The sequence below is a fragment of the Streptomyces sp. ISL-98 genome (assembly GCF_018614055.1).
In the GTDB taxonomy this organism is placed as follows: Bacteria; Actinomycetota; Actinomycetes; order Streptomycetales; family Streptomycetaceae; genus Streptomyces; species Streptomyces spiramyceticus.
Genome location: NZ_JAGGPB010000034.1, coordinates 346409 through 370182, shown reverse-complemented (window position 1 = coordinate 370182; position 23774 = coordinate 346409). Strand labels below are relative to the sequence as shown.

Here is a 23774-nt window from a genome sequence, read left to right as displayed (position 1 = left end):
GCCGTTGCGGGACAGCCCTTAGTCGACACACGCGGTGTCCCAACTCAGCTTCAATCAAGGGGATTCTATGCTTGCTCCGCTCCTGACCTCAGTCGTGACCAGCCTCACCAGTGGGCTCTCCTCTGTCGTGAGCGCACTCCTCGCCGGCTGATCGGCCACCCGCATACCTGCCCCGTACGTGCCTTTCTCGGCCGTGCGGGGCATCGTGCTGTCCGGCTCACAACGGTCACCAGGGGGTCAGTTCGGGGCACCCGGGGACGCTGCACGGGGGGGGCGGGCGGGCTTTCGGGGCATGGGGGATCACCTCCGAACGGGTGGGACTGCGCATCGGGCGTGATCCGAACGGCTCGAGATCGTTGGCAGGGTATGAACAACATGAAGCGCGTGCTTGCCGCTGCTGCCCTTGGGGGGGCCGTATCCTTCGGAGCTCTCGCCTCTCCTGCCAGCGCCGCACCCGTTGCCCCCACGCCAGACTCGACAACACTTGACATGACCGAGCTAGTGAAAACCCCAGGGGATAGGCTGCAAGATAATCGGTTTCTCCGACTGCCCACGTCTGTCCACGATAAGATCGCCGCAGAGTTCCAGGAAGCAATGGACGGAGGCCCTCGGACCAATATGGGCCCCAATGCTGGGAACCGAGAGATTACTGCGTCCTAATGCTGGGTCCTAACGTCTTTATGGTCCTTAGAGCGGCGTCCCACCGGCCCCGAAATCCTCACGCGTCTTGAGTCGATGGCACGGACGGCACAGCGGTTGAACGTTGTCGTCCGTGTCCTCGCCACCGAGGGCGAGCGGTAGCACATGGTCCACGTCGATGCCCGACGCGAGCACATGCCGACCGCAGCGAGCGCAGTTACAGCGCCCCGACTTCCGGATGATCCGGCGGAGCCGAGCGGCAGCCGAGTTGCCCCGTGCGATCACTTCCCGCCGCTTCCGCCGAGCCCGGACCGAAGCCCGGTTCTCGTACGCCTGGCTGCGGGCGGTCAAAGGGGCGGATCTTGGACGCCGACACGTCCAGATCTACGGCTTCCCGCAGCGCATCGCCCTCGCCGAAATCAATGCCGAGCGCTGCTGCTGCAATGTCGTCGGCTTCACGCTGCCGCTCCGGGCTGGTCGTCTCATCCGTCCGGACTGACAGTCGGATGCATCGCACGCCCCGCAGGGTCTCGATTGCTGCGGTTCCAACGGCTGGGTTGCGAATCTCCATGCCCGTTGTAGGGCCGGGCGTGTTCCTTGACTGCTTGACCTGCGTAGATGCCACCATGGCCCGACGCCTCCAGAACTGTCAGTCTGGAGCACCGGGGCTTCCCGAAACTTGGGGCAAGCCCCCAGCCCCCCGGACGCCCTTTGGGCGTGGTCCTCAATCGCCGGACGGGCTGTATACCTCCAGCCGTCCGGCGTTTGCACTCGCCTCACGAGCGTGGCGCAGGCCGCTCGGGCGGGGCACCACCGTGCATATGAGCAGGAAGAACCCGGCGCCAGCGGCGTACCAGAGCAGATCGGGCGCGTTGAACGTCGAGCCGAGCACAAGACGGGCCGCGAGGCTGCGCTCCGCCAGCTCGGCGGGCACGCCCGTGAGCTGGGCGCATTCGATCGCCCAGCTGAGGCCCAGCGCGACGGCGGCCACCACCGGCGGCCTGGTCCTGGGCGCGACGAGCACGACGAGCGTGCACAGAAGGACCGTGTAGAGCGCGTCCCCTGCGTACTTGGCGACATCGCCGTCCACCGCGCTCCGGATGCCGAGCCCGGCGCAGAGTGTCAGGCCCGCGGCCACAGCCGCGAGCGCACGGGTCCGGCGAAGATCAATCACACCGGACACTGTACGTCCGTACGACTGTCAGGCCACGGAAGCGATCCGCCCCGCCGGCTCCTGCGGACCCTCATGGTGGATCGGGGTGTGCGCGCCGGTCAGCGAGACGCCGCTGCCGCCGCGCCGGGCCGCGACGATCTCCGCGGCGATGGACAGGGCGGTCTCCTCGGGCGTACGGGCGCCGAGGTCGAGGCCGATGGGGCTGCGCAGGCGGGCCAGTTCGAGCTCGGTGACGCCGACCTCGCGCAGCCGCTTGTTGCGGTCCTCGTGGGTGCGGCGCGAGCCCATCGCGCCGATGTACGCGACCGGGAGCCGCAGGGCGAGTTCGAGGAGCGGAACGTCGAACTTGGCGTCGTGGGTGAGGACGCACAGCACCGTACGGCCGTCGGTCTCGGCCGACTCCAGGTAGCGGTGCGGCCAGTCGACGACGATCTCGTCGGCCTCGGGGAAGCGGGCGGCGGTGGCGAAGACGGGCCGGGCGTCGCACACCGTCACGTGGTAGTTCAGGAATTTGCCCACCCGCACCAGGGCGGAGGCGAAGTCGATGGCGCCGAAGACGATCATGCGGGGGGCGGGGACGCTCGACTCGACGAGGAGCGTCAGCGGCTGCCCGCAGCGCGAGCCGTCCTCGCCGATGAGGACGGTGCCGGTGCGGCCCGCGTCCAGCATGGCGCGGGCTTCACCGGCCGCCGTACGGTCCAGCTCCGGGTGCCCGCCGAGGGATCCGTCGTACGCACCGTCGGGGCGTACGAGCAGGGCGCGGCCCATGACATCGGCCGGGCCGTCGGTTATCCGCGCGACCGCCGCCGCATCCCCACATGCGGCGGTGGCCAGCGCGGCCGCGAACACCTCCCTGGCGGGAGAGTCCACACGTACCGGGGTGACGAGTATGTCGATGATCCCGCCGCAGGTCAGACCCACGGCGAAGGCATCCTCGTCGCTGTACCCGAAGCGCTCGAGGACGGTATCGCCGCCGTCCTCCAGCGCCTGCAGGCACAGGTCGTACACAGCGCCCTCCACACACCCGCCGGAGACAGAGCCGATCGCCGTGCCGTCGGAGTCGACCGCGAGGGCCGCTCCCGGCTGCCGGGGCGAGCTTCCGTTCGTCGCCACGACCGTGGCGACGGCGAAGTCGCGTCCCTGCTCGACCCACCGGTTGAGCTCTTCGGCGATGTCCAGCATGACTCTCTCCTTAAGGGGGTGTGGAGGGCTCGGGCGGTCAGCTGACGCCCAGCCAGCTCTCGATCGGGTGGATCGCGAAGTACACGATGAAGATCGCGGTCAGGCCCCACATGAAGGCGCCCACCTCGCGGGCCTTGCCCTGCGCCACCTTGATGACGACGTAGGAGATGACACCGGCGGCCACACCCGTGGTGATGGTGTAGGTGAACGGCATCAGGACCACGGTGAGGAACACCGGGATCGCCACGGAGCGGTCGCTCCAGTCCACGTGCCTGGCGTTCTGCATCATCATCGCGCCGATGACGACCAGGGCCGCGGCTGCGACTTCCTGGGGCACGATCGCGGTGAGCGGGGTGAAGAAGAGGCAGGCCGCGAAGAACGCACCGGTGACCACGGAGGCGAGACCCGTACGGGCACCCTCGCCGACACCGGTCGCCGACTCGACGAAGACGGTCTGGCCGGAGCCGCCGCCGACGCCGCCGATGACACCGCCCGCGCCGTCGATGAACAGCGCCTTGGACAGGCCGGGCATGCGGCCCTTGTCGTCGGCGAGCTTCGCCTCGCTGCCGACACCGATGATCGTGGCCATGGCGTCGAAGAAGCCCGCCAGCACCAGGGTGAAGACGATCATGGTGACGGTGATGTAGCCGACTTCTCCGAAGCCGCTGAAGGACACCTGGCCGAAGAGCGAGAAGTCCGGGGTGGAGACCGCGCTGCCTTCCAGCTCCGGTGCGCCGGAGAACCAGGCCTTGCCCGGGATGTCGGCAATCGCGTTGAGGATCGCCGCGATGACTGTGCCCGCAACGATGCCGATCAGGATGGCGCCGGGGATGTTGCGCGCCTGCAGGGCGAAGATCAGCAGCAGGGTGACTGCGAAGATCAGGACGGGCCAGCCGGCCAGCTCACCGGCCGGGCCGAGGGACACGGGACCGCCGCCGGGGGCGGGGTTCTCGTGCACGAAGCCGGCCTTGACCAGGCCGATCAGCGCGATGAAGAGGCCGATGCCCATGGTGATGCCGTGCTTGAGGGCGAGCGGGATCGCGTTCATGATCAGCTCGCGGAGGCCGGTGACCACCAGGAGGCAGATCACCGCACCGTAGGCCACACACATGGCCATGGCCTGCGGCCAGGTCATCACCTGGATGACCTGCGACGCGAGCACACCGGAAACGCTGAGACCGGCTGCGAGGGCGAGCGGGACCTTGCCCCAGAAGCCCATGAGCAGGGTGGTCGCCGCGGCGGCGAGTGCGGTCGCGGTGATGAGGGCGGGCTGGCTGAGGACGTTGCCGGCCACATCCTTGCCGCCGAGGATCAGCGGGTTGAGCAGCAGGATGTACGCCATCGCCATGAAGGTGGTGATGCCGCCGCGGACCTCGGTCGCTACGGTGGATCCTCTGTCCGTTATGTGAAAGTACCGGTCGAGCCAGGACCGGCCGGCGGGCTGGCGCGTTCCCGCGCCGGCATCTTCCGCCGTCGTGGTCGGCTCTGTGGACTGCTGGGTCATGGTGCCTGTCTCCCAAGGTTCAAAGGGGCACCCGCAATGGAGATTGGAAACGCGGGATTTGGGATGCTGCGCTGGCTGCACGACCCGGGGGACGGCCCGAGACGAACTGGGCAAATCAGGGTAAAGCTGGGTAATACCTGGGTGAAATTGTGAGCGGTGTTGTTGCAAGAGCCGCGAGCGGTGCGGCACTTGGGGCCCCGGGCGGTGGAGGCGGGGAAGTGTGACGTTCCTGGAGGCACGGCACCGCCCGGGGAGCTTTCGGTGGAACCCGGGGATCAGGTACCGGTGAGGTGTTCGGGCCTCACCGGCGTCCTGTTGAGTTCCAGACCCGTCGCGTTCCGGATCGCCGCGAGGACGGCCGGAGTCGACGAGAGAGTGGGGGCCTCGCCGATGCCACGCAGACCGTACGGCGCGTTCTCATCGGCCAGTTCGAGTACGTCGACGGGGATGGTCGGCGTGTCGAGGATGGTGGGGATCAGGTAGTCCGTGAAGGAGGGGTTGCGCACCTTCGCGGTCTTCGGGTCGACGATGATCTCCTCCATGACCGCGACGCCCAGGCCCTGGGTGGTACCACCCTGGATCTGGCCGACGACGGACAGCGGGTTGAGCGCCTTGCCGACGTCCTGGGCGACCGCGAGCTCGATGACCTTGACCAGGCCGAGCTCGGTGTCCACCTCCACGACCGCGCGGTGCGCGGCGAAGGAGTACTGGACGTGGCCGTTGCCCTGTCCGGTCACCAGGTCGAAGGCCTCGGTGGGCCGGTGGCGCCACTCCAGCTCCAGGTCCACCGACTCGCCTTCGAGTACGTCGACCAGGTCGGCCAGGACCTCGCCGCCGTCGGTGACGACCTTGCCGCCTTCGAGCAGCAGCTCGGCGGTGGCCCAGGCCGGGTGGTAGGAGCCGAACTTCGCGCGGCCGATCTCCAGGACCTTCTCGCGGACGTTCTCGCAGGTGTGCTTCACCGCGCCACCCGTGACGTACGTCTGACGGGAGGCGGAGGTGGAGCCGGCCGAGCCGACCTGGGTGTCGGCCGGGTGGATCGTCACCTGCGTGACGCCCAGCTCGGTGCGCGCGATCTGCGCGTGGACGGTGACGCCGCCCTGGCCGACCTCGGCCATGGCGGTGTGCACGGTCGCGACCGGCTCGCCGTTGATGACCTCCATCCGCACGCGGGCGGTGGAGTAGTCGTCGAAGCCCTCGGAGAAGCCGACGTTCTTGATGCCGACCGCGTAGCCGACACCGCGTACGACGCCTTCGCCGTGCGTGGTGTTCGACAGACCGCCGGGCAGGGCGCGTACGTCCGCCTGCTCACCGGCCGCGAGCCACTGCTGCTCGGGCGGCATCGGCATGGCCTTGATGCGGCGCAGCAGCTCGGCGACGGGCGCCGGGGAGTCGCACGGCTGGCCGGTCGGCAGGAGCGTGCCCTGCTCCATGGCGTTGAGTCTGCGGAACTCCACGGGGTCCATGTCGAGCTTCGCCGCGAGCTTGTCCATCTGTGCCTCGTAGGCGAAGCACGCCTGGACCGCGCCGAAGCCGCGCATGGCGCCGCAGGGCGGGTTGTTCGTGTAGAGCGCGATGGCCTCGATGTCGACGTCCTCGACGACGTACGGGCCGACGCTCAGCGACGACGCGTTGCCGACGACCGCCGGGGAGGCCGACGCGTAGGCGCCGCCGTCCAGCACGATCCGGCACTTCATGTGCGTGAGCTTGCCGTCCTTGGTCGCGCCGTGCTCGTACCAGAGCTTCGCCGGGTGGCGGTGCACGTGGCCGAAGAAGGACTCGAACCGGTTGTAGACGATCTTGACCGGCTTGCCGGTACGCAGGGCGAGCAGGCACGCGTGGATCTGCATCGAGATGTCCTCGCGGCCGCCGAAGGCACCGCCGACGCCGGAGAGCGTCATGCGGACCTTCTCCTCGGGCAGGCCGAGGACGGGGGCGATCTGCTTGAGGTCCGAGTGCAGCCACTGGGTGGCGACGTACAGGTCGACGCCGCCGTCCTCGCCGGGTACGGCCATGCCGGACTCGGGGCCGAGGAACGCCTGGTCCTGCATGCCGAACACGTACTCGCCGGAGACGATCACGTCGGCGCGCTTGGCGGCCTCGTCGGCGTTGCCGCGGACGATCGGCTGGCGGTGCACGATGTTCGGGTGCGGGACGTGACCGATGTGGTGGTCGTCGCGGCCCTCGTGGATCAGCAGCGCGTCGGGCGCGGTCGCCGATGCCTCGTCGGTGATGACGGGCAGCTCGACGTACTCGATCTTGATCTTCGCGGCGGCGCGGCGGGCCGTCTCCGGGTGGTCGGCGGCGACGATGGCCACCGGCTCACCGTGATGGCGGACCTTGCCGTGGGCGAGAACCGGGGTGTCCTGGATCTCCAGGCCGTAGTTCTTCACCGAGGTCGGCAGATCGTCGTACGTCAGCACGGCGTAGACGCCGGGCATCGCCAGCGCCTCGGCGGTGTCGATCGACTTGATCTCGGCATGCGCCGTGGTGGAGCGCAGGGTGTGGCCCCAGAGCATGTCCTCGTGCCACATGTCCGAGGAGTACGCGAACTCGCCGGTGACCTTCAGGGTGCCGTCGGGGCGGAGCGTGGACTCGCCGATGCCGCCCTTGGTCTTCGAACCCTGGTTGATGTTGGTGGGGGTACCAGTGACGCCCATGATCAGACCGCCTCTTCCTGGCGTTCCTGACGAGCGGCCGCGAGGCGGACGGCGTCAAGGATCTTCTCGTAACCGGTGCAGCGGCACAGGTTGCCGGAGAGCGCCTCGCGGATGTCCGCGTCGGACGGCTCGGCGTTGCGCTCGAGGAGCTCGTCGGCGGCGACCAGGAGACCCGGGGTGCAGAAACCGCACTGCACGGCGCCGGCGTCGATGAACGCCTGCTGGATCGGCGCGAGCTCGTCGCCCTCGCCGGTCTGGGAGTCCGTCCCCTTCGCCTGCCACTGCCGGGCTTCCTGGAGCGACGTACCGCCGCAGGCACCCGTGGCGCAGCCCTCTTCGCGCTGCTTGGCGAAGTCTGCGAGGCCCTCGACCGTGACGACCTCGCGGCCTTCGACCTGACCGGCGGCGACGAGACAGGCACAGACGGGCACGCCGTCGAGGCGGACCGTGCAGGAACCGCACTCGCCCTGCTCGCACGCGTTCTTGGAGCCCGGGAGGCCCATGCGCTCGCGCAGGACGTAGAGCAGGCTCTCGCCCTCCCAGACGTCGTCCGCTTCCTGCTTACGGCCGTTGACCGTGAAATTGACGCGCATTGCTATGCAGCTCCTTCAAGCGAGCGGCCGGTGCCGCGGTACTGCTCCCAGGTCCAGCCCAGCGTCCGGCGGGCCATGATCCCGACCGCGTGGCGGCGGTACTTCGCCGTGCCGCGCACGTCGTCGATCGGGTTGCAGGCGCCGGAGGCGAGCTCCGCGAACTGCTTGGCGACCGAAGGAGTGATGATCTTGCCGCTCTCCCAGAATCCGCCCTCTTCGAGCGCGGCGTTGAGGAAGTCCTCGGCGGCGCGTGCCCGCAGCGGGGTGGGGGCGGCGGAGCCGATGCCCGTCTTCACGGTGCGGGTCTCCGGGTGCAGCGCGATACCGAACGCGCAGACCGCGATGACCATGGCGTTACGGGTGCCGACCTTGGAGAACTGCTGCGGTCCGTCGGCCTTCTTGATGTGGACGCGCTTGATCAGCTCGTCCGGCTCCAGCGCGTTGCGCTTCACACCGGTGTAGAACTCCTCGACCGGAATGAGGCGCGTACCGCGCACCGACTCGGCCTCGACCTCGGCGCCCGCCGAAAGCAGGGCGGGGTGCGAGTCCCCGGCCGGCGAAGCGGCACCGAGGTTGCCGCCGACGGATCCGCGGTTGCGGATCTGCGGCGAGCCGACGGTGTGGGCGGCGAGCGCGAGACCGGGCAGTTCCGCCCGCAGGTGGTCCATGATCTGGGTGTACGGGACGGAGGCGCCGAGCTGTACGGTCTCCTCACCCACCTCCCACTCGCGCAGTTCGCCGATGCGGTTCAGGTCCAGGAGGTACTCGGGGCGGCGGTGGTCGAAGTTGATCTCGACCATGACATCGGTGCCGCCCGCGATGGGCACAGCCGTGGGGTGCTCGGCCTTGGCGGCGAGCGCCTCCTCCCAGCTGGCGGGGCGAAGGAAGTCCATGAGGCTCTCTTCTTCTCAATCGGGTTGATCGCTGTGCGCTGGGGCCCGGAGACGGCCGGCCCTCGACTGATTCGTTCAGTCGTTCATGTGCTGTTCACGCGGCGTGGCCCCAGTACACAAGGCGGGCCCCGCCTGGTGCAGTCACCGAAACCATGAAGGAGTTGGCTGGCCGCCCCTTACGTCTTGTAGATTCGAACGAAAGGGTGACCTCAGTAACCCCACGGCTTTCTTTTGGAAGCCACAAGCACAGCCTTTTCGAAACCACAGGCACGGCCTCCTCCGACAGACAAACCACCCGAACACATCCATCCAACATCGAGAGACAGATCGGCGGCGACCCATGCGGCTGCGCGCACTGCTTGAGACCGACGCACTGGGCCTGCGGCTGCTCGGCGGCGAGGACGAGCTCGACCGCACCGTGCGCGGTGTGATGACCACCGACCTGCGGGACCCCAGCCGGTACCTGTCGGGCGGCGAGCTGGTCCTCACCGGGCTGGCGTGGCGGCACTCGGCCGAGGACTCCGAACCCTTCGTACGCCTCCTGGCGGGCGCGGGCGTTGTCGGGCTCGCGGCGGGCGAGGCGGAGCTCGGCGCGATCCCGAACGACCTCGTCGAGGCGTGCGTACGCCACCGGCTGCCGCTCTTCGCGGTCAGCGAGGCCGTCGCCTTCGCCACCATCACCGAGTACGTGGTGCGCCAGGTGTCCGGCGAGCGCGCCGGGGACCTCGCGGCGGTCGTCGACCGGCACCGCAGGCTCATGACGTCGGGCCCGGCGGGCGGCGGGCCCGAGGTGGTCCTCGACCTGCTGACCTCCGACCTGGACCTGCACGCCTGGGTGCTCTCGCCCACCGGACGTCAGATCGCCGGGGCCGGTGCGCCGCTGTCCCCCGGCGTGGGCTCCAAGCTCGCGGGCGAGCATCTGGCCGCCGTACGGACCGGCCGCCGGGCGCCGCACCGCGCCGCCGTTCAGGGCACGACGTACTCGCTCTTCCCGATCCGCAGCGCCGGGCGCGGCGCGGCTGCCGCCGCGGTGTCCGCCTCCCGTGACGTGCGCGAGAGCGTCCTCTCGGACTGGCTGCTGGCCGTGGAGGCGGACGCGGGCGACTGGCCCGCCGCCCGCCTCGACCTGCTCCAAGGCGTGACCCAGCTGATCGCCGTGGAGCGCGACCGCCGCGACGCGGCCCGTACGGTACGCCGCCGCCTCGCCCAGGAGGTCTTGGAGCTGGTCCAGACGGGCGCGGCCCCCGCCGAGATCGCCGCCAGGCTGCGGGTCGCGGCGCCGGTGCTGCTGCCGGGCCTCGGCTCCGCGCCGCACTGGCAGGTCGTCGTGGCGCGCGTCGAGTGGCAGGACGGCGGGGCTCTCCAGAGCGGGCCCGTCGCACAGACGCTGCTGGAGGAAATCCTGGTCGACCCGGCGGTGGCGGGCTCCGACTCGTCGGACCGGATCGCGGTGGCCCATGCGGGTGACGAGGCGATCGCACTCGTACCGCTGCCGGCGATCGCGACCGAGGGGGAGGCCGCCGAAGGCGAGGACGAGGACGAGGTGCGGGACTCCGACCAGGGCCTGCACGCCGACGTACTCCTGGAGGCGGTGCGCGAGCCGCTGTCGGGCGGTCTCGCCGACGACGGGCGGCTGACACTGGGTGTCAGCGCCGCCGTGCACTCGGCGGAGGGCCTGCGCGGCGCCCTGGAGGAGGCCCGGCACGCCCGCCGGGTCGCCGCTGCGCGCCCCGGCCGGGTCTGCGCGGCGGGCCACCACGAGCTGGCGTCGCACGTGCTGCTGCTGCCGTTCGTACCCGACGACGTACGCAGGGCCTTCACCGCGCGTCTGCTCGATCCGCTGCGGGACTACGATCGGCGCCACCGCGCGGAACTGATCCCCACCCTCGAAGCGTTCCTCGACTGCGACGGTTCGTGGACGCGCTGCGCGGCGAGGCTGCACCTGCACGTCAACACACTCCGTTACCGGGTGGGCCGGATCGAGCAGTTGACGGGGCGCGATTTGTCGCGCCTCGAGGACAAGCTGGACTTCTTCCTCGCCCTGAGGATGAGCTAGCGCAAGCAGGCACTCAGGAGGGGGCTCCACATGAAACCGGGACCGACAACGGAAGCAGGACAGAGATCGATATCGGTCTCGGAGGTCGTCGTCGCATCGCCGCAGCAGATATTCGAGCTGCTGGCGACACCGGCCCGGCACGCCGAGCTGGACGGTTCGGGCATGCTGAAGGGCAGGCCGCAGGGGCCCGAAGTGCTGGGCCCCGGTGACCGGTTCACGATGGGGATGAGCCAGGGAGGCATCCCGTACCGCTCGGTGAATGTCGTCGTGGAGTACCAACAGGACCGGCTCATCGCCTGGGAGACGTGGGGCGAGCTGGGCGGCCGCCGGCTGGTGGGCGGCCAGCGCTGGCGCTACGAACTGGAGCCCGACGGTACGGCGACCCGGGTCACGCACACCTACGACTGGTCGCGGGCCCGTTTCCCCCGGCTGATCGTAGAGTTGCCCGGGTATCCGAAGAAGATGCGTACGGCAATGGCCGCTACTCTCAGCCAACTCGGCGCTGTGACCGGCCGATTGTGAATTCGTTCACCTGACCTCTTGGCCCGGAGTGCCATTCCGTGCTGAGATTCGGCCACTACAGCTACTCACAGCTCAATGGCGTGCTCGGGGAGGGCAATGTGGCGCATACCGCCATGTCTGGTTCCGGATCAACCGCAGGGGACGGAAGCCCACTCCAGACCGCGGTATGGCGGCTGCGCTCGCGCGGCTGCTGGACCGATGCGGCGGCCCTGCTAGAACCACATGCGGGTGCCCCCGCCACTCCCGCCGCCGCGCTGCAGCGAGCATCGCTGCTCGTCGAGCGCTGCCTGTTCACGGAGCGAGGCTGGGCGGAGGCGGAAGACGCCCTGCGTACGGCGGAAGCCGTCGCCCGGGAGGACGACGAGCGCGGTGCGGCGGCGTGCGAACGCGGCCAGCTCGCGTACGCCTCGACGGTGCTCGGCGCCCGCGACCGGGCCGACGAGGCACGCGCCGCGCTCGGCAGGGCAGCGGCCCTGCTCTCCCCGACGGCGGCGGCTCGCCCCCTGCTGGACTTCCGCCGGGGCCTGGTCGCCGAGCACATCTCCGACTCCCCGCAGTCGGCCCTCGCCGCCTACCGCCGCGCCCACGCGGGCGCCACGGCCAACGACGAGACGCTGCTGCTCTCCTTCACATGGCGCCACCTGGCCGGACTGGCCCTGAGGGAGGGCGAGTTGGCAGACGCGAGGCACGGCTTCGCGGAGTCGCTGCGGATACGGGAGGAACTGGGCTACCTGGTCGGCACGGCCCCCGCACTGGCAGCCCTGGCAGACGCGGAACCAGAACCGGAGGCAACCCGCCTGCGCGCGGAAGCAGCCCGCCTGTTCCGCCTCCTGGACGGCGTACCAACATGGCTGGCAGCACAACTGACCCCGATGACCCCGGGGCCGGCGGTCTGACCCACTGCATGGGTTGCTTCTGCAACCAGGAGGGCCGCCTCTGATCGGCCGTCAGCGGTCCGCGCCCGCGAAGTGCTCGCGGACCAGCGACTGGACCACCGTCAGGTCCTGGGCCACCAGGGCGTCCAGCAGCGCCAGGTGTTCCGCCGCGTCTGCCAGGAGGTCTGCCCTGCGGCCCAGGGGGTCGCCCGTCAGCAGGGGCCATTGGGAGCGGCGGTGGAGGTCGTCGGCCACGGCTACGAGTTGCCGGTTGCCCGACAGAGCGAGCACCGCCCCGTGGAACGCGCGGTCCGACTCCGCGTACGCCGCCCGGTCGCCCGTTGCCGCTGCTGCCGTGGTGGCTTCGGCCAGGGGGCGCAGGTCGCACCACCGGTCGGCCGGGACCGTGCGGGCCAGGCGGAGCATGATGGGGACTTCGATCAGGGAGCGCACTTCCGCCAGCTCCGCCAGTTCCACTGCGCTGCGGACCGTGACGCGGAAACCCCGGTTGGGGACCACTTCCACCGCGCCTTCGAGGGACAGCTGCTGCATCGCCTCTCGTACGGGCGTCGCCGAGACGCCGAAGCGGGCGCCGAGGGCCGGGCCGGAGTAGACCTCGCCGGGTATCAGCTCGCCGCTGACCAGGGCCGCGCGCAGGGCGTCGAGTATCTGGCCCCGGACCGAGTGACGCTGGACGACGCGCGGGGCGGGGGGCTCGCTGTGGGTGTGTTCGCCACGGGCCTGTTCCGGGACACCGACGGCTGGGGCGACGGGGATCGCGGGGACGTGTGGGTACGCGGCTTCGCGCGCTCCGCCCTGCGCCCGCGACTGCTCCATATGACGTCTCCTCCGGTGCTGTGCCCCATATGCACGATAGGCGGCCCAGGTCTCAGTTCAAACCTCGAAACGATCGGGTAAGGTAAGGCTTACCTGCCAACGATCGCGATTCGGTGGTCTCTGCATGACCGTCCCCACGACCGTCCCCGCTGTTCTCACCGGCGTCACCGCGTCTCCCGTCGCGGCCTCGTACGCCCGTCTCACCGAGGCCTTTCCCGGCCTGCGGATCCAGGAGATCCCGGACGGCGAGCAGGCCCCCGGCGCAGCGGGCTGGGTCGGCGCGGCCGAGCTGGCCGCCGGTGGCACCGCGCTCGACACCTTCCTGGCCTGGGACAACGCGCAGGTTCTGCGTGATTACGGCCAGCAGGCCCGCCCCGACGTCGTCGCCAGTTTCGGTCTGCACCGTTACGCCTGGCCCGCCTGCCTCCTCATTACGGTGCCGTGGTTTCTGCAGCGCCGGGTGCCGCGCATGCCCGTCGAGGACGTTGCCTTCCAGCGCACGCTGGGCCGGATGGCCGTACGCGTACGGGACTTCGCGTGCCTGCCCGACGACCCCGCCGCCACCCTTCCCGGCGCCCGCGTCGTACGGGACGAGGAAGCCCTGCGCGGCGAGGTGCGGGACGCCGTCGCCGCGCACCTCGGGCCCGTCCTCAACGGCTTCGGGCCGCGGATGCGGCGCGGGAAGCGCGCACTGTGGGGCATGGTCACGGACGAGATCGTGGAAGGGCTCTGGTACATCGCCCATCAGCTGGGTGACGAGCGGCGCGCGATGCGGGAACTGGAGGAGCTGCTGCCGGGTACGACCAAGCCGTACGCCGGCACCGCAGGCTTCCGCGAGCTGACCGGACCGAACGGCGAATCGCTGCCAACGCGCGACCGGGCGAGCTGCTGCCTCTTCTACACGCTGCGGCCCGAGGACACCTGCGTGACGTGTCCCCGTACGTGCGACGCCGAGCGCGTACGGAAGCTGAGCGAGGAAGCCGCCGCGACGGCGGCTTCCGCCGTCGCCGCCGTCTGACGGCACGCCACCCGATCCAGTGACCTAAATCGAACCCAATCCGCCCTCTGCGTACGGTGGTTCGACCAGAACGCACCTATCCGTATGCCCTGACACTCCGTTGGCGCCCTCTTGCATCGAAACCCCCTTTGGGTCACTTGGATTCCGCCAATATGGCGCCCGAAACGCCCTACCGCGATGCAAGGGACACCGCATGAGACTGACCGACATATCGCTGGACTGGCTGCTTCCGGGTGGCGTGATGCTGGCGGGGGTCCTGGCGGCGGTTGCGGTGCTTGCGCGCGGCAAGCGCGCCGGTGGCAAGGCCGCAGCCGACGACTCCTGGGAACGTACCGAAGAGCGGCGCAGGCGCAAGGAGGCGATCTACGGGATCGCGTCGTATCTGCTGCTCTTCTGCTGCGCGGCGGTCGCCGCCGCACTCTCCTTCCACGGCCTGGTCGGCTTCGGCCGGCAGAACCTGAGCCTCACCGGCGGCTGGGAATACCTCGTCCCCTTCGGCCTCGACGGCGCAGCGATGTTCTGCTCAGTGCTCGCCGTGCGCGAGGCGAGCCATGGCGACGCCGCCCTCGGCTCACGGCTCCTGGTCTGGCTGTTCGCCGGCGCCGCCGCATGGTTCAACTGGGTGCACGCGCCCCGGGGCCTCGGCCACGACGGCGCTCCGCAGTTCTTCGCGGGCATGTCGCTCTCGGCGGCGGTGCTTTTCGACCGCGCGCTGAAGCAGACCCGAAGAGCCGCGCTCCGCGAGCAGGGCCTGGTGCCCCGTCCGCTGCCGCAGATCCGGATCGTTCGGTGGCTGAGAGCCCCCAGAGAGACCTTCGGGGCCTGGTCGCTGATGCTGCTCGAAGGTGTACGCACACTCGACGAGGCGGTCGAGGAAGTCCGCGAGGACGTGCGCGAGAAGGAGCAGAACCGCATCCGCCGACGCGATCACCACAGGCTGGAGCGCGCCCAGATAAAGGCCATCAACCGGCAGCACAGGGCCTGGGGCCGCGGTCGCGGCGGAAGGCAGGTCGAAGTCACGGGCATCGCCCCTGGATCGGGCTCCGCGCCGGCGCAGGTCGTCGCGGAGCCCGCCATAGCAGAGCCGGGACAACTGCCGCTTCGACAAAGGCCCTCCCTCCAGGCAGTCAGAGGCTCTGACAAGCCGATCACGACCGTCGACCTCACCGCCGAGGACGACACGCAGGCTCTGCCCCGGCTCGACTCTCTTGAGCGCAAGCTCAAGGACCTTGAGCAGCAGTTCGGCTGAGCAGGTTCCCTGCTCAGCAGGTGACCATGGCGGTGGTGGGCCGGTCTCTTACGCCGGTCCGCCGCCCGCCATGTCCAGCTCGAACCACACCGCTTTCCCTACCCCGTGCGCCTTTACGCCCCATGCGTCGGCGAGTGCCTGGACCAGGACGAGTCCCCTGCCGTTCGTACCGTCGTCGGCGACCGGTGCGCGCAATGTGGGGTGCCGTGCCACGAAGTCCCGTACCTCGACACGGAGTCTGGAGACGCTCACGGTCGCGGTGACCTCCGCGTCGTGCTCCGTATGGACGAGGGCATTGGTCACGAGCTCCGTGGTGAGGAGCTCGGCGACCTCCGAACACTCCCGGCGTCCGCGGTGCCTCAGCAGGTCGCGCAGAGCGCGCCGCACTTCGGGAACCGCCGCGAGATCCGCGCGGGCCAGTCTGCGTCGTAACTGAGCGCGTGCGGCCGGACCCCGCCCGCTCGCCTGTTTCCCTGTCATATCCCCCACCCGCACACCGACCGGTCATGCTTCTCGAACTGGTTCACGCAATGCATGCCCCGCACGTGCACAGGCACTCATGCCCATGATTGACGTCCTCCCCCAGCTAAAGCAGGTGGATTCCCCTTCTCAGGGGTTTCGGCCATAAGTCGCTCACGGCCTCGGTACGTTGCGCAGGTTCGAGCGCGCCATCTGGAGCATCCGGCCCACCCCGCCGTCCAGCACGACCTTGCTTGCGGACAGCGCAAAGCCGCTCACCATGTCGGCGCGGATCTTCGGCGGCATCGACAGGGCATTCGGGTCGGTCACCACGTCGACCAGGGCCGGGCCCTTGTGGCGGAAGGCGTCCTTGAGCGCTCCCGCCAGATGTTTCGGCTTCTCCACGCGCACGCCGTACGCGCCGCACGCGCGCGCGACCGCCGCGAAGTCCGGGTTCTTGTTCTCCGTGCCGTGCGACGGCAGGCCGTCGACCAGCATTTCCAGCTCGACCATGCTGAGGGAGGAGTTGTTGAAGACGATCACCTTCACCGGCAGGTCGTACTGGACGAGGGTGAGGAAGTCGCCCATCAGCATGCTGAATCCGCCGTCGCCGGACATCGAAATCACCTGACGCCTACGGTCGGTGAACTGGGCGCCGATCGCCTGCGGCATGGCGTTGGCCATCGATCCGTGGGTGAAGGATCCGATGATGCTGCGCCGCCCGTTGGGGGTGATGTAGCGGGCCGCCCAGACGTTGCACATGCCCGTGTCGACCGTGAACACGGCGTCGTCGTCGGCCAGTTCGTCGAGGACCGAAGCGACGTACTCGGGATGGATCGGGACCCGCTTCTCGACCTTGCGGGTGTAGGCCTTCACCACGCCTTCGAGGGCGTCCGCGTGCTTCTTCAGCATCCGGTCGAGGAACTTGCGGCTGGTCTTGGCCTTCACGCGCGGCGTCAGACAGCGCAGCGTCTCGCGTACGTCGCCCCAGACCGCCAGATCGAGCTTGGAGCGACGGCCCAGGTGCTCGGGCCGCACATCGACCTGGGCGATCTTGACGTCGTCGGGGAGGAAGTCGTTGTAGGGGAAATCGGTGCCGAGCAGGATCAGCAGGTCGCATTCGTGTGTGGCTTCGTACGCCGCGCCGTAGCCGAGAAGGCCGCTCATGCCTACGTCGTAGGGGTTGGCGTACTGAATCCATTGTTTGCCGCGCAGGGCGTGCCCGACCGGGGACTTGACCCGCTCGGCGAACTGCATGACCTCCGCGTGCGCGCCGGCCGTGCCACTGCCGCAGAAGAGCGTGATCCGGTCCGCGTCGTCGATCAGCCGGACGAGCTTGTCGATCTCGGTGTCGGCCGGGCGTACGGTCGGACGGGAGGTCACCAGCGCGTGTTCCAGCGCCCGTTCGGGGACGGTGTCCGACGCGACGTCGCCAGGCATGGAGACCACGCTGACGCCACTGCGGCCGACCGCGTGCTGGATCGCGCTCTGCAGGACGCGCGGCATCTGCTTGGTGCTGGAGATCAGCTCGCTGTAGTGGCTGCACTCGCGGAACAGCTGGTCGGGGTGCGTCTCCTGGAAATAGCCCAGGCCGATCTCGCTGGACGGGATCTGCGACGCGAGGGCGAGGACCGGGGCCATGGAGCGGTGGGCATCGTAGAGGCCGTTGATCAGGTGCAGGTTGCCGGGGCCGCAGGAGCCCGCGCAGGCCGCGAGCCGGCCGGTGAGCTGGGCCTCGGCGCCGGCGGCGAAGGCCGCGGCCTCCTCGTGCCTGACCTGGATCCACTCGATCCCGGAGGTGCGGCGGACGGCGTCGACGACGGGGTTGAGGCTGTCGCCGACGACACCGTAGAGGCGTTGGACCCCTGCGCGGACGAGGATGTCGACAAACTGCTCCGCCACTTTCTGCTTGGCCATTGATGCGCACACCCTTTCGGCGGGGGAGACGGTCGGTCGTGTGCCGTTGCCGTTCCCATCAACCCATGGCGTACGCCGTTACGCCTCCCAGACGGCCACCGCCGTCCGGTCGTCGGCGTAACCCTTCACCCTCAGGCCGACGTCCGCGAGGTACTCGGCGAGGCCCGGCGGCTCGGTGGGGGCCCAGCGTTCGGCGAGCTCCTTGCCGAGGGCGGGCTCACCGCGCAGGGGCTCGGCGAGGCCGCCGCTGCACAGCACGAGGGTGTCACCCGGGCGGGCCACCGATGCCCGGAAGCGGAACGGCTCGTTGGGCGGGGGCTCGCTCTCGACGTACGGCGACGGGGGCGTCGTAATGCCGAGGTCCATGGTGAGGCGGTCGCCGTCGGAGGTCTCGGCGGGGACCGAGCCGAAGCCGACCACGGGCTCACCGGTGCCGGCCCCGGGCTCGGGGACCAGTGGCTCCAGGTCCTGCCAGGCGCCGTCGCGCAGGCGGAACAGCCCACCCGCGCCGACGCCGAAGAAGACCCGGGTCCTGCATTGCGGGTCGGCGGACAGCAGCAGGCAGCGCAGGCTCGCCGTGTACTCCTCGGCGTCCAGGTCGAGTTGGGAGGCACCGGCGCGCAGTTTGCCGTAGGTGCGGTCGGTGAGGCGGTGCAGTCCCGACTTGAGGTCGCCCCTGCGGCCCGCCCGTATGTCATCGGCGAGGCGTGCGTGACTGCGGCCGACGGCCCCGCCGATCCAGCGACAGGCGTCGGCCGCGGCGAGGTGCGCGCTCTCGGCGGCGCGCACGCCGCCGGCCACGGCGACGAGGACGAGCGCGTCGTCGCCGTGGCCGAAGCGGGCGGTGAGCAGTGCGTCGCGGCGGGGTTCGCCGCGGTAGCGGGCGGAGTCGCCGCGGATGGATGCGGCCCGCAGGGTGTACGTCCCGTACTGGGCGCCGTCGAGCACGGTGTCGGCGACGAGGGTCCGCAGCTCGTTCGGGTCGGCCACGGGGAGCGCGGTGGGCTCGGCGTCGTAGGTGGGCGGCCCGTCACCGACGTGGTCGGTGCGGGGGCGGGGCGGGTGGCTGTGGGGGTCTGGTTGCGGCTGTGGTTGTGCCTGTGGCTGCTGCTGCTGTGGCGAGGGGGTGGCCGGCGGTGGCTGCCAGGCTTCGGGGGGTGCGGTCGCGTCCCAGGCGGTGCGGGCCTCGGGGATGTGGTGGGGCGTGGGGCGCCAGGCCTCCGGGGGCGCGTCCCCCGGGGAGGGCGGTGCGGGCGGCGCTTCCGGGGGCTCCCAGGGGGCGCGCGGGCTGGGCATGACAGGGGGTGAGGGTGACCGTTTCGCCGCAGGCGGGGGTGGGGGCGCGGATGCGGATGCGGGCGGGGGTGGAGGCGGTGGCTCCGCGACTGTGTCCACGGCGGAGTCGAATCTGTCGTCCAGGGTGTCGCCCGGCTGTGCGGGGCCCGTGTCCGGGGCGGTCTCGTCGTACAGTCGGCCCCACCACTCGTCCTCGTTCGTGGTGTGCCTCTCCCCCTGCTGGCTCATGTCCCTATTTTCTACCGCTGGGGGCGTACGAAACGGGGCAACGGGAAAAAGTGGTCCGCGCGGACGTGGGGAGCGCCGTCGGGGAAGATCAGGGGGACGGTGCGGAATCGGATCGTCCGGGAGGGGTTCGGGGGATGCTGGGAGCCATTGGTCTGGACGAGGCGCAGGAGTCGGCGTACCGCGTGCTCGTCGCTGTAGGAGCGGCGGAGGTGCCCGATCTGGCGCACCGGCTGGCGCTGCCCGAGGCCGACACGGAGCGGGCGCTGCGCCGCCTGGAGCGGCAGGGGCTCGCCGCCCGGTCGTCCACCCGTACGGGACGCTGGGTGGCGGCGCCGCCGGGCGTCGCGCTGGGCGCGTTGCTCACCCGGCAGCGGCACGAGCTGGAGCAGGCGGAGCTGACGGCGGCGCTGCTCGCGCAGGAGTACCGGGTGGAGGCGGACAAGCCGGCCGTGCACGATCTGGTCGAGGTCGTGACGGGCGCCGACGCGGTCGCCCACCGCTTCAACCAGCTCCGGCTCGGGGCGGCCGAGGAGGTGTGCGCCCTGGTGACCGGGAGGCCGAATGGAGTGTCGGGCACGGACAACGAGGCGGAGGAGCGGGCGGCGTCGCGCGGTGTGATGTACCGGGTGGTGGTCGAGCGCGAGGTGCTCACGCTGCCCGCCGGGATCGTCGAACTCTCCATCGCGCTGGGGCGCGACGAGCAGGTCCGGGTGGTGGACACGGTGCCGACCAAGCTCGTCGTGGCGGACCGGAGCACGGCGATGGTGCCGCTTACGGGGCGCGGCGCCGACCCCGCCGCTCTCGTCGTCCATGCGAGCGGACTGCTGGAGTCGCTGATGGGCCTCTTCGAGGCGGTGTGGCGGGAGGCGCGGCCGCTGCGCCTCCGGGCGGGTGGGGCCGGTGCGGCGATGGCCGAAGAAGCGGTGCCCGGGCCCGATGCCGTCGATCTCCAGGTGCTATCGCTGCTGCTCGCCGGGATGACGGACGCGAGCGTCGCCAAGCAGCTGGAGCTGGGCCTGCGGACCGTGCAGCGGCGCGTGAAGGGGCTGATGGAGCTGGCGGGCGTGACGACCCGGCTACAGCTGGGCTGGCATGCGTACGAGCGCGGCTGGGTGGCCCGCGACTGACCCGTCCGGGCGGGCTCGACCAGTCAGTGCCCCACCCCGGCCGGGCCGCCTTGACCTGCGAGAACGCTCCCTCTCCTGCACCCTTGGCAGATGGGTGTGTGGCAGCTCGTCGCCGTCGGCCTGGTGATGCTGCTCGGCCTGCTCGGTGTCCTGGTGCCGGGTGTGCCGGGGCAGGCCATCGTGTGGGCGTCGGTGGTGTGGTGGGCGCTGGAGGACAAAACGGTGGTCGCCTGGGCCGTACTGATCGGCGCCACCTGTGTGCTGCTGCTCAACGTGGCGCTGAGACCCCTGCTGCCGACCCGCCGCCACAGCGAGGCCGGGGTTCCGCTGCGGACGCTCCTGGTGGGCGGGGCCGCCGCCATCGGCGGCTTCTTCCTGCTGCCCGTGGTGGGCGCGATCCCGGGTTTCGTCGGCGGGATCTACGGCGTGGAGCGGGCGCGGCTGGGCAGCCACGGGGGCGGCTGGGCGTCCACGCGTACGGTCATGCGCGCCGTCGGCTACCCGGTGCTGGTCGAGCTGTTCACGTGCCTGCTGGTGGTGGGGGCCTGGGTGGGCGCACTGATCTGGGGCTGAAGCCCGCCGACAGCGAAGCCCGCCCGAAGCCCGCCCTCCTGAAGTCCTAGGACATGTTTCCGATGTGCTGGGCGGGGTGCGCGTGTGAGGCTGACGCCATGACCGCATTCAGCGATGCCGAGCGCGCGTACCTCAAGACGCAGCGCCTGGGGCGTATGGCGACCGTCGATCCCACGGGTCGGCCGCAGGCCAATCCGGTCGGCTTCTTCCCGCAGGACGACGGGACGATCCTGATCGGCGGGCACGCCCTCGGCACATCGAACGCCTGCGAAAGCCGCCTTTAAAAGTCGCTGCTTGGATGGGGTCTGGCTGGCTCCTCGAACGACGAAGGCTCGGCGCCGAGAACGCGCGCATGCCCGTGGGCAAGGTGGCGGTTGATCTCGGCGGTAAGCGCTGGGGTCAGCGGCTCATCGGGCCGTACCACCAGCAGCGTCTCGTCCTGCCGCTGCACTCGAACCACGCCACTCCCCTCTGGAACCAGGTCGCTCAGCTCGAAGCGAAGGCGGTGGTTGCGGCTGTCCTCCATGAGACCCCCTTGGCGCGACCCACGCGTTCGATCGCATGTTCGACCGAACGTCGTAGCAGGCTAGTCCCTCTACCTCGCGCCCCCCAGGCGGATGCAGCTCAATGCTGTCATCTTCAATCACTTCTGACTACATGTAGACCAGGGAACTACCGTGCGTACGCGTTTTGGCCAGAGGAATATGCCTACGCCTGATCGCCTGGCGTAAAGGTGTCCAACAGGCGAAGGAGCTGCTCCAACTGCTCGGGAGACATCCGGTCGGCACGCTCCACCAAGGCTCGAACCTCGCCCGAGCGCGCTGGCACCACGTCGATACCGAAGAACTGCGCGCCAGCCGCGTCCTGAATCCGCCCCAGCGGGACGTCTAGGCCCGCCGCGAGGGCTTGCAACTGCGACAGGTCCGGAGAGATAACGGGCAGCCCGGTTACCAGGCGGTGCAGCCATGACGACTTCACCGGCATCTCGCCGGTTTCCGGGTCCACGCATCGCTTGGCGAGGCGCTCATAGCTCAGCCCAAGCGCAGCCTTCCGCTCACGCACGAGGTCTGTGAGCTGGGTCCGCGCGCTTGGGCTGGGCGCGCGATCTTCAGCAGCCATGAGGCTCATCCTGCCACTCCGTGTCATGTCATGGGCCGTGGGGTGTCCATGGGACCAGCGGGGTGCGAGCTGCATACCCCCTGATAGCGCGCGTTGGTCATTTCACGCGCTGGACAGATTGTCCATGGATTAAGGCAACCCTGCCTAGGCCGCCTCCGAGTTTTGACCGAAACCACACACCACATCCAAGACGCTGGACGTTCCGTCCAAGCTATGCAATGCTTCATCCATCCAAGCAGTGCAACGAACTACTGCACGAGGTGGACGTGACCACACCTGTCCTTCGCTACAAGCTCGTCAGCATCCAACTCCTGGAGCTGCTGATGCGACGCACCGGGCGCGGTGACTCCGTGAGCGTTCGACAGCTCGCCGACCGCGCCAGCGTCCCCCACGGGACCATCGGCAACCTCCTCACGGGAGAACAAGAGGGCGTCTTCACCGACGCAGCCGAGCGCATCACGAACGCGCTCGGCGTCGATCTCCTCGTCCTCTTCATCCCCGTCCAGCGCGCCGAGTCGAGCACGACCCGGCCTCGCCTGTCGGTGACCGCATGACCACCGCCGCACCGTTCAGCCGCGCCGCAGCGGAACAGCGTCTCGGGCCCGCCGCTGTGAAGGCGATCCGGGAATCGGTCGACGCTGCTCCGGCTCTTCGCCCCGAACAACTCATGCAACTGCGGGCGGTCTTCGAGTCCGCTCGTCACCCGGTGGTCAGCGTGCCCGCACCGCGCGCCGCCTGACCCACCACATAAAGCGGGGCCCCCGGACCGGGCTTGGTCCAGGAACCCCTTCGGCACCTCATCCACACAGAAACGAGGACACCGTGACACAGCCTATCGATCTCCCCGCCGGATGGCAGCGGACGATCCGCGTGACGGACATCGCACCACCCCAACCGACCACTCTGGCCGGCGTATACCGCGCCGCTGCCCGCGTCATGGCCACGAACCACCTGCACCAAGGTGACATGGTCGCGGACGCTTTCGACCGCGTGCTGACCACCCCGCACGCCACCCGGCCGATGTGCGTGACCGGCGCGATCCGTACTGCTGTGAGCGGCGACCCGCACACGGAGACCCCGCTCGCCTCGCTGGCTATCCGTTTCCTGGCTGACCGGCTGCTTGTCGACGGGTGCGGTCCGTACGGCGACGACGACATGGCGGCCGAGTTCCACCTGGCGTCGTGGTGCGACGTTGTGGGTCGGACCACGGAGTCGGTGTGCGCGGTGCTGTACCCGGCTGCTGACGCGTCGGAGGTGTCGGCGTGAACGCGAAGCGCGTCGCGGCTGCGGCGGGTGTGATCTTTGCTGCGCAGCAGACCCGGCAGACGGCTGCGGGGATTGCATATGCGCTGGAGTCGGCGTGCCTGCTCCAGTCCCCGGAGACCGCCGCCGAACTGGCCGAACTGCGGGCCCGCTGCGAGCGCTACCGCATCGCGTGGCGAAGGGCCCGCACCCGCGCTCTCGCGACTGGCAGCGCCGCTGACCGGTACGCCGCTCGGACACGGGACTTGCAGGAGGCATTGCGAGAGACCGTGGCCGAAGAGCTCACCGTGCAGATGGAGTGCAACGCGCTGCAGGCGCGGGTCGCGGAGCTGGAGCACCAGCTCGGCCAGGCCGCCGAACAGCGGCACTTGATGGACCCGCTGGACCACGCGCTCGAAGCGCTGCCCCTCGCGCAGGCCCGTCCAACCCAGGTGGTTGACGACGTACGGCCGCAGGTCACCAAGCTCCGCGCGCTGATCGCCCGGCAGACCGCCGCCGTCGAGGACCCGCACGACTCGCCGCTGCACCACGAGTACCGGACGCTCCGGGACCTGCCCGAGGTGACGCCGTGATCGCCGTCGCGTACCTGC

The 23774-nt window shown here is 69.9% G+C and carries 24 protein-coding genes and 2 pseudogenes; 12 read left to right on the top strand and 14 right to left on the bottom strand.

Features of this window, described 5'->3' with window-relative positions:
• Nucleotides 1-687 precede the first annotated feature (687 nt).
• The 8 genes and pseudogenes from J7I98_RS24000 to J7I98_RS23965 form a co-directional block, all read right to left on the bottom strand.
• Nucleotides 688-924: an HNH endonuclease signature motif containing protein gene (locus J7I98_RS24000; RefSeq protein ID WP_308377906.1), complete on the bottom strand. Its 237-nt coding sequence runs from the start codon at nt 922-924 to the stop codon at nt 688-690.
• A 46-nt stretch (nt 925-970) separates the two neighbouring features.
• Nucleotides 971-1210, bottom strand: a pseudogene (locus tag J7I98_RS23995) (recombinase family protein); the annotation flags it as partial.
• 153 nt (nt 1211-1363) lie between these two features.
• Nucleotides 1364-1813 carry a DUF2809 domain-containing protein gene (locus J7I98_RS23990; protein WP_308377905.1) on the bottom strand — a complete coding sequence of 150 codons (450 nt, stop codon included), beginning with the start codon at nt 1811-1813 and terminating at the stop codon, nt 1364-1366.
• A 27-nt stretch (nt 1814-1840) separates the two neighbouring features.
• Nucleotides 1841-2995, bottom strand: coding sequence for an XdhC family protein (locus J7I98_RS23985; RefSeq protein WP_214925128.1), 1155 nt, complete (start codon nt 2993-2995; stop codon nt 1841-1843).
• Between the two features lie 37 nt (nt 2996-3032).
• Nucleotides 3033-4499, bottom strand: coding sequence for an NCS2 family permease (locus J7I98_RS23980; protein WP_214925125.1), 1467 nt, complete (start codon nt 4497-4499; stop codon nt 3033-3035).
• 275 nt (nt 4500-4774) lie between these two features.
• Nucleotides 4775-7159 carry a xanthine dehydrogenase family protein molybdopterin-binding subunit gene (locus J7I98_RS23975; RefSeq protein WP_214925122.1) on the bottom strand — a complete coding sequence of 795 codons (2385 nt, stop codon included), beginning with the start codon at nt 7157-7159 and terminating at the stop codon, nt 4775-4777.
• 2 nt (nt 7160-7161) lie between these two features.
• Nucleotides 7162-7752: a (2Fe-2S)-binding protein gene (locus J7I98_RS23970; RefSeq protein ID WP_214925115.1), complete on the bottom strand. Its 591-nt coding sequence runs from the start codon at nt 7750-7752 to the stop codon at nt 7162-7164.
• A gap of 2 nt (nt 7753-7754) precedes the next feature.
• Entirely contained in the window at nt 7755-8645 is an 891-nt protein-coding gene (locus tag J7I98_RS23965; protein WP_214925114.1) for a xanthine dehydrogenase family protein subunit M, read from the bottom strand.
• Nucleotides 8646-8985: 340 nt separating this feature from the next.
• Between J7I98_RS23965 and J7I98_RS23960 the strand changes: the two genes are divergently transcribed.
• The 3 genes from J7I98_RS23960 to J7I98_RS23950 all read left to right on the top strand — a co-directional run bounded on the left by J7I98_RS23960 (nt 8986) and on the right by J7I98_RS23950 (nt 12119).
• Nucleotides 8986-10701, top strand: a complete 1716-nt coding sequence (locus J7I98_RS23960) for a PucR family transcriptional regulator ligand-binding domain-containing protein (RefSeq protein WP_214925111.1) — start codon at nt 8986-8988, stop codon at nt 10699-10701.
• Between the two features lie 30 nt (nt 10702-10731).
• The gene (locus J7I98_RS23955) at nt 10732-11223 is read left to right on the top strand and encodes an SRPBCC family protein (RefSeq protein WP_214925105.1); all 492 of its coding nucleotides are present in this window, start codon (nt 10732-10734) and stop codon (nt 11221-11223) included.
• Nucleotides 11224-11321: 98 nt separating this feature from the next.
• The gene (locus tag J7I98_RS23950; protein WP_214925220.1) at nt 11322-12119 is read left to right on the top strand and encodes a hypothetical protein; all 798 of its coding nucleotides are present in this window, start codon (nt 11322-11324) and stop codon (nt 12117-12119) included.
• 51 nt (nt 12120-12170) lie between these two features.
• Here J7I98_RS23950 and J7I98_RS23945 read toward each other — a convergent pair whose 3' ends face one another.
• On the bottom strand, nt 12171-12935 hold the full coding sequence (locus tag J7I98_RS23945; RefSeq protein WP_214925103.1) for a GntR family transcriptional regulator: 765 nt from the start codon (nt 12933-12935) through the stop codon (nt 12171-12173).
• Between the two features lie 124 nt (nt 12936-13059).
• Between J7I98_RS23945 and J7I98_RS23940 the strand changes: the two genes are divergently transcribed.
• Both J7I98_RS23940 and J7I98_RS23935 read left to right on the top strand, forming a co-directional pair.
• Entirely contained in the window at nt 13060-13953 is an 894-nt protein-coding gene (locus tag J7I98_RS23940; protein ID WP_214925102.1) for a (2Fe-2S)-binding protein, read from the top strand.
• Nucleotides 13954-14146: 193 nt separating this feature from the next.
• Nucleotides 14147-15202: a DUF2637 domain-containing protein gene (locus J7I98_RS23935; RefSeq protein WP_214925101.1), complete on the top strand. Its 1056-nt coding sequence runs from the start codon at nt 14147-14149 to the stop codon at nt 15200-15202.
• Between the two features lie 48 nt (nt 15203-15250).
• Here the strand turns inward: J7I98_RS23935 and J7I98_RS23930 are convergent, their stop codons facing one another.
• From J7I98_RS23930 to J7I98_RS23920, 3 genes are all read right to left on the bottom strand, one after another.
• Nucleotides 15251-15682, bottom strand: a complete 432-nt coding sequence (locus J7I98_RS23930; protein WP_214925100.1) for an ATP-binding protein — start codon at nt 15680-15682, stop codon at nt 15251-15253.
• A 153-nt stretch (nt 15683-15835) separates the two neighbouring features.
• Nucleotides 15836-17578: a pyruvate dehydrogenase gene (locus J7I98_RS23925; RefSeq protein WP_214925096.1), complete on the bottom strand. Its 1743-nt coding sequence runs from the start codon at nt 17576-17578 to the stop codon at nt 15836-15838.
• A gap of 78 nt (nt 17579-17656) precedes the next feature.
• Nucleotides 17657-19102, bottom strand: a complete 1446-nt coding sequence (locus J7I98_RS23920; protein WP_214925093.1) for a protein phosphatase 2C domain-containing protein — start codon at nt 19100-19102, stop codon at nt 17657-17659.
• A gap of 134 nt (nt 19103-19236) precedes the next feature.
• On the opposite strand from J7I98_RS23920, the gene J7I98_RS23915 reads away from it, so the two are divergent.
• The 3 genes and pseudogenes from J7I98_RS23915 to J7I98_RS23905 form a co-directional block, all read left to right on the top strand.
• On the top strand, nt 19237-20229 hold the full coding sequence (locus tag J7I98_RS23915) for a helix-turn-helix domain-containing protein (RefSeq protein WP_214925091.1): 993 nt from the start codon (nt 19237-19239) through the stop codon (nt 20227-20229).
• 90 nt (nt 20230-20319) lie between these two features.
• Nucleotides 20320-20802 carry a DUF456 domain-containing protein gene (locus J7I98_RS23910; RefSeq protein WP_214925088.1) on the top strand — a complete coding sequence of 161 codons (483 nt, stop codon included), beginning with the start codon at nt 20320-20322 and terminating at the stop codon, nt 20800-20802.
• A gap of 98 nt (nt 20803-20900) precedes the next feature.
• Nucleotides 20901-21056: pseudogene (locus J7I98_RS23905) on the top strand (pyridoxamine 5'-phosphate oxidase family protein); the annotation flags it as partial.
• Nucleotides 21057-21082: 26 nt separating this feature from the next.
• Here J7I98_RS23905 and J7I98_RS23900 read toward each other — a convergent pair.
• Both J7I98_RS23900 and J7I98_RS23895 read right to left on the bottom strand, forming a co-directional pair.
• Entirely contained in the window at nt 21083-21328 is a 246-nt protein-coding gene (locus J7I98_RS23900) for a hypothetical protein (protein ID WP_214925086.1), read from the bottom strand.
• A 182-nt stretch (nt 21329-21510) separates the two neighbouring features.
• Nucleotides 21511-21921: a helix-turn-helix domain-containing protein gene (locus tag J7I98_RS23895; protein ID WP_214925085.1), complete on the bottom strand. Its 411-nt coding sequence runs from the start codon at nt 21919-21921 to the stop codon at nt 21511-21513.
• A gap of 266 nt (nt 21922-22187) precedes the next feature.
• On the opposite strand from J7I98_RS23895, the gene J7I98_RS23890 reads away from it, so the two are divergent.
• The 4 genes from J7I98_RS23890 to J7I98_RS23875 all read left to right on the top strand — a co-directional run bounded on the left by J7I98_RS23890 (nt 22188) and on the right by J7I98_RS23875 (nt 23756).
• Nucleotides 22188-22475, top strand: a complete 288-nt coding sequence (locus J7I98_RS23890) for a helix-turn-helix transcriptional regulator (protein ID WP_214925081.1) — start codon at nt 22188-22190, stop codon at nt 22473-22475.
• Nucleotides 22472-22660, top strand: coding sequence for a hypothetical protein (locus J7I98_RS23885; RefSeq protein WP_214925078.1), 189 nt, complete (start codon nt 22472-22474; stop codon nt 22658-22660). The genes J7I98_RS23890 and J7I98_RS23885 overlap by 4 nt, the downstream gene beginning before the upstream one ends.
• A gap of 83 nt (nt 22661-22743) precedes the next feature.
• Nucleotides 22744-23187 (top strand): hypothetical protein, encoded by a 444-nt coding sequence (locus tag J7I98_RS23880; protein WP_308377904.1) that lies wholly within the window; start codon nt 22744-22746, stop codon nt 23185-23187.
• On the top strand, nt 23184-23756 hold the full coding sequence (locus tag J7I98_RS23875) for a hypothetical protein (protein ID WP_214925071.1): 573 nt from the start codon (nt 23184-23186) through the stop codon (nt 23754-23756). Before J7I98_RS23880 ends, J7I98_RS23875 begins: the two co-directional genes overlap by 4 nt.
• The last annotated feature ends 18 nt before the right edge of the window (nt 23757-23774 follow it).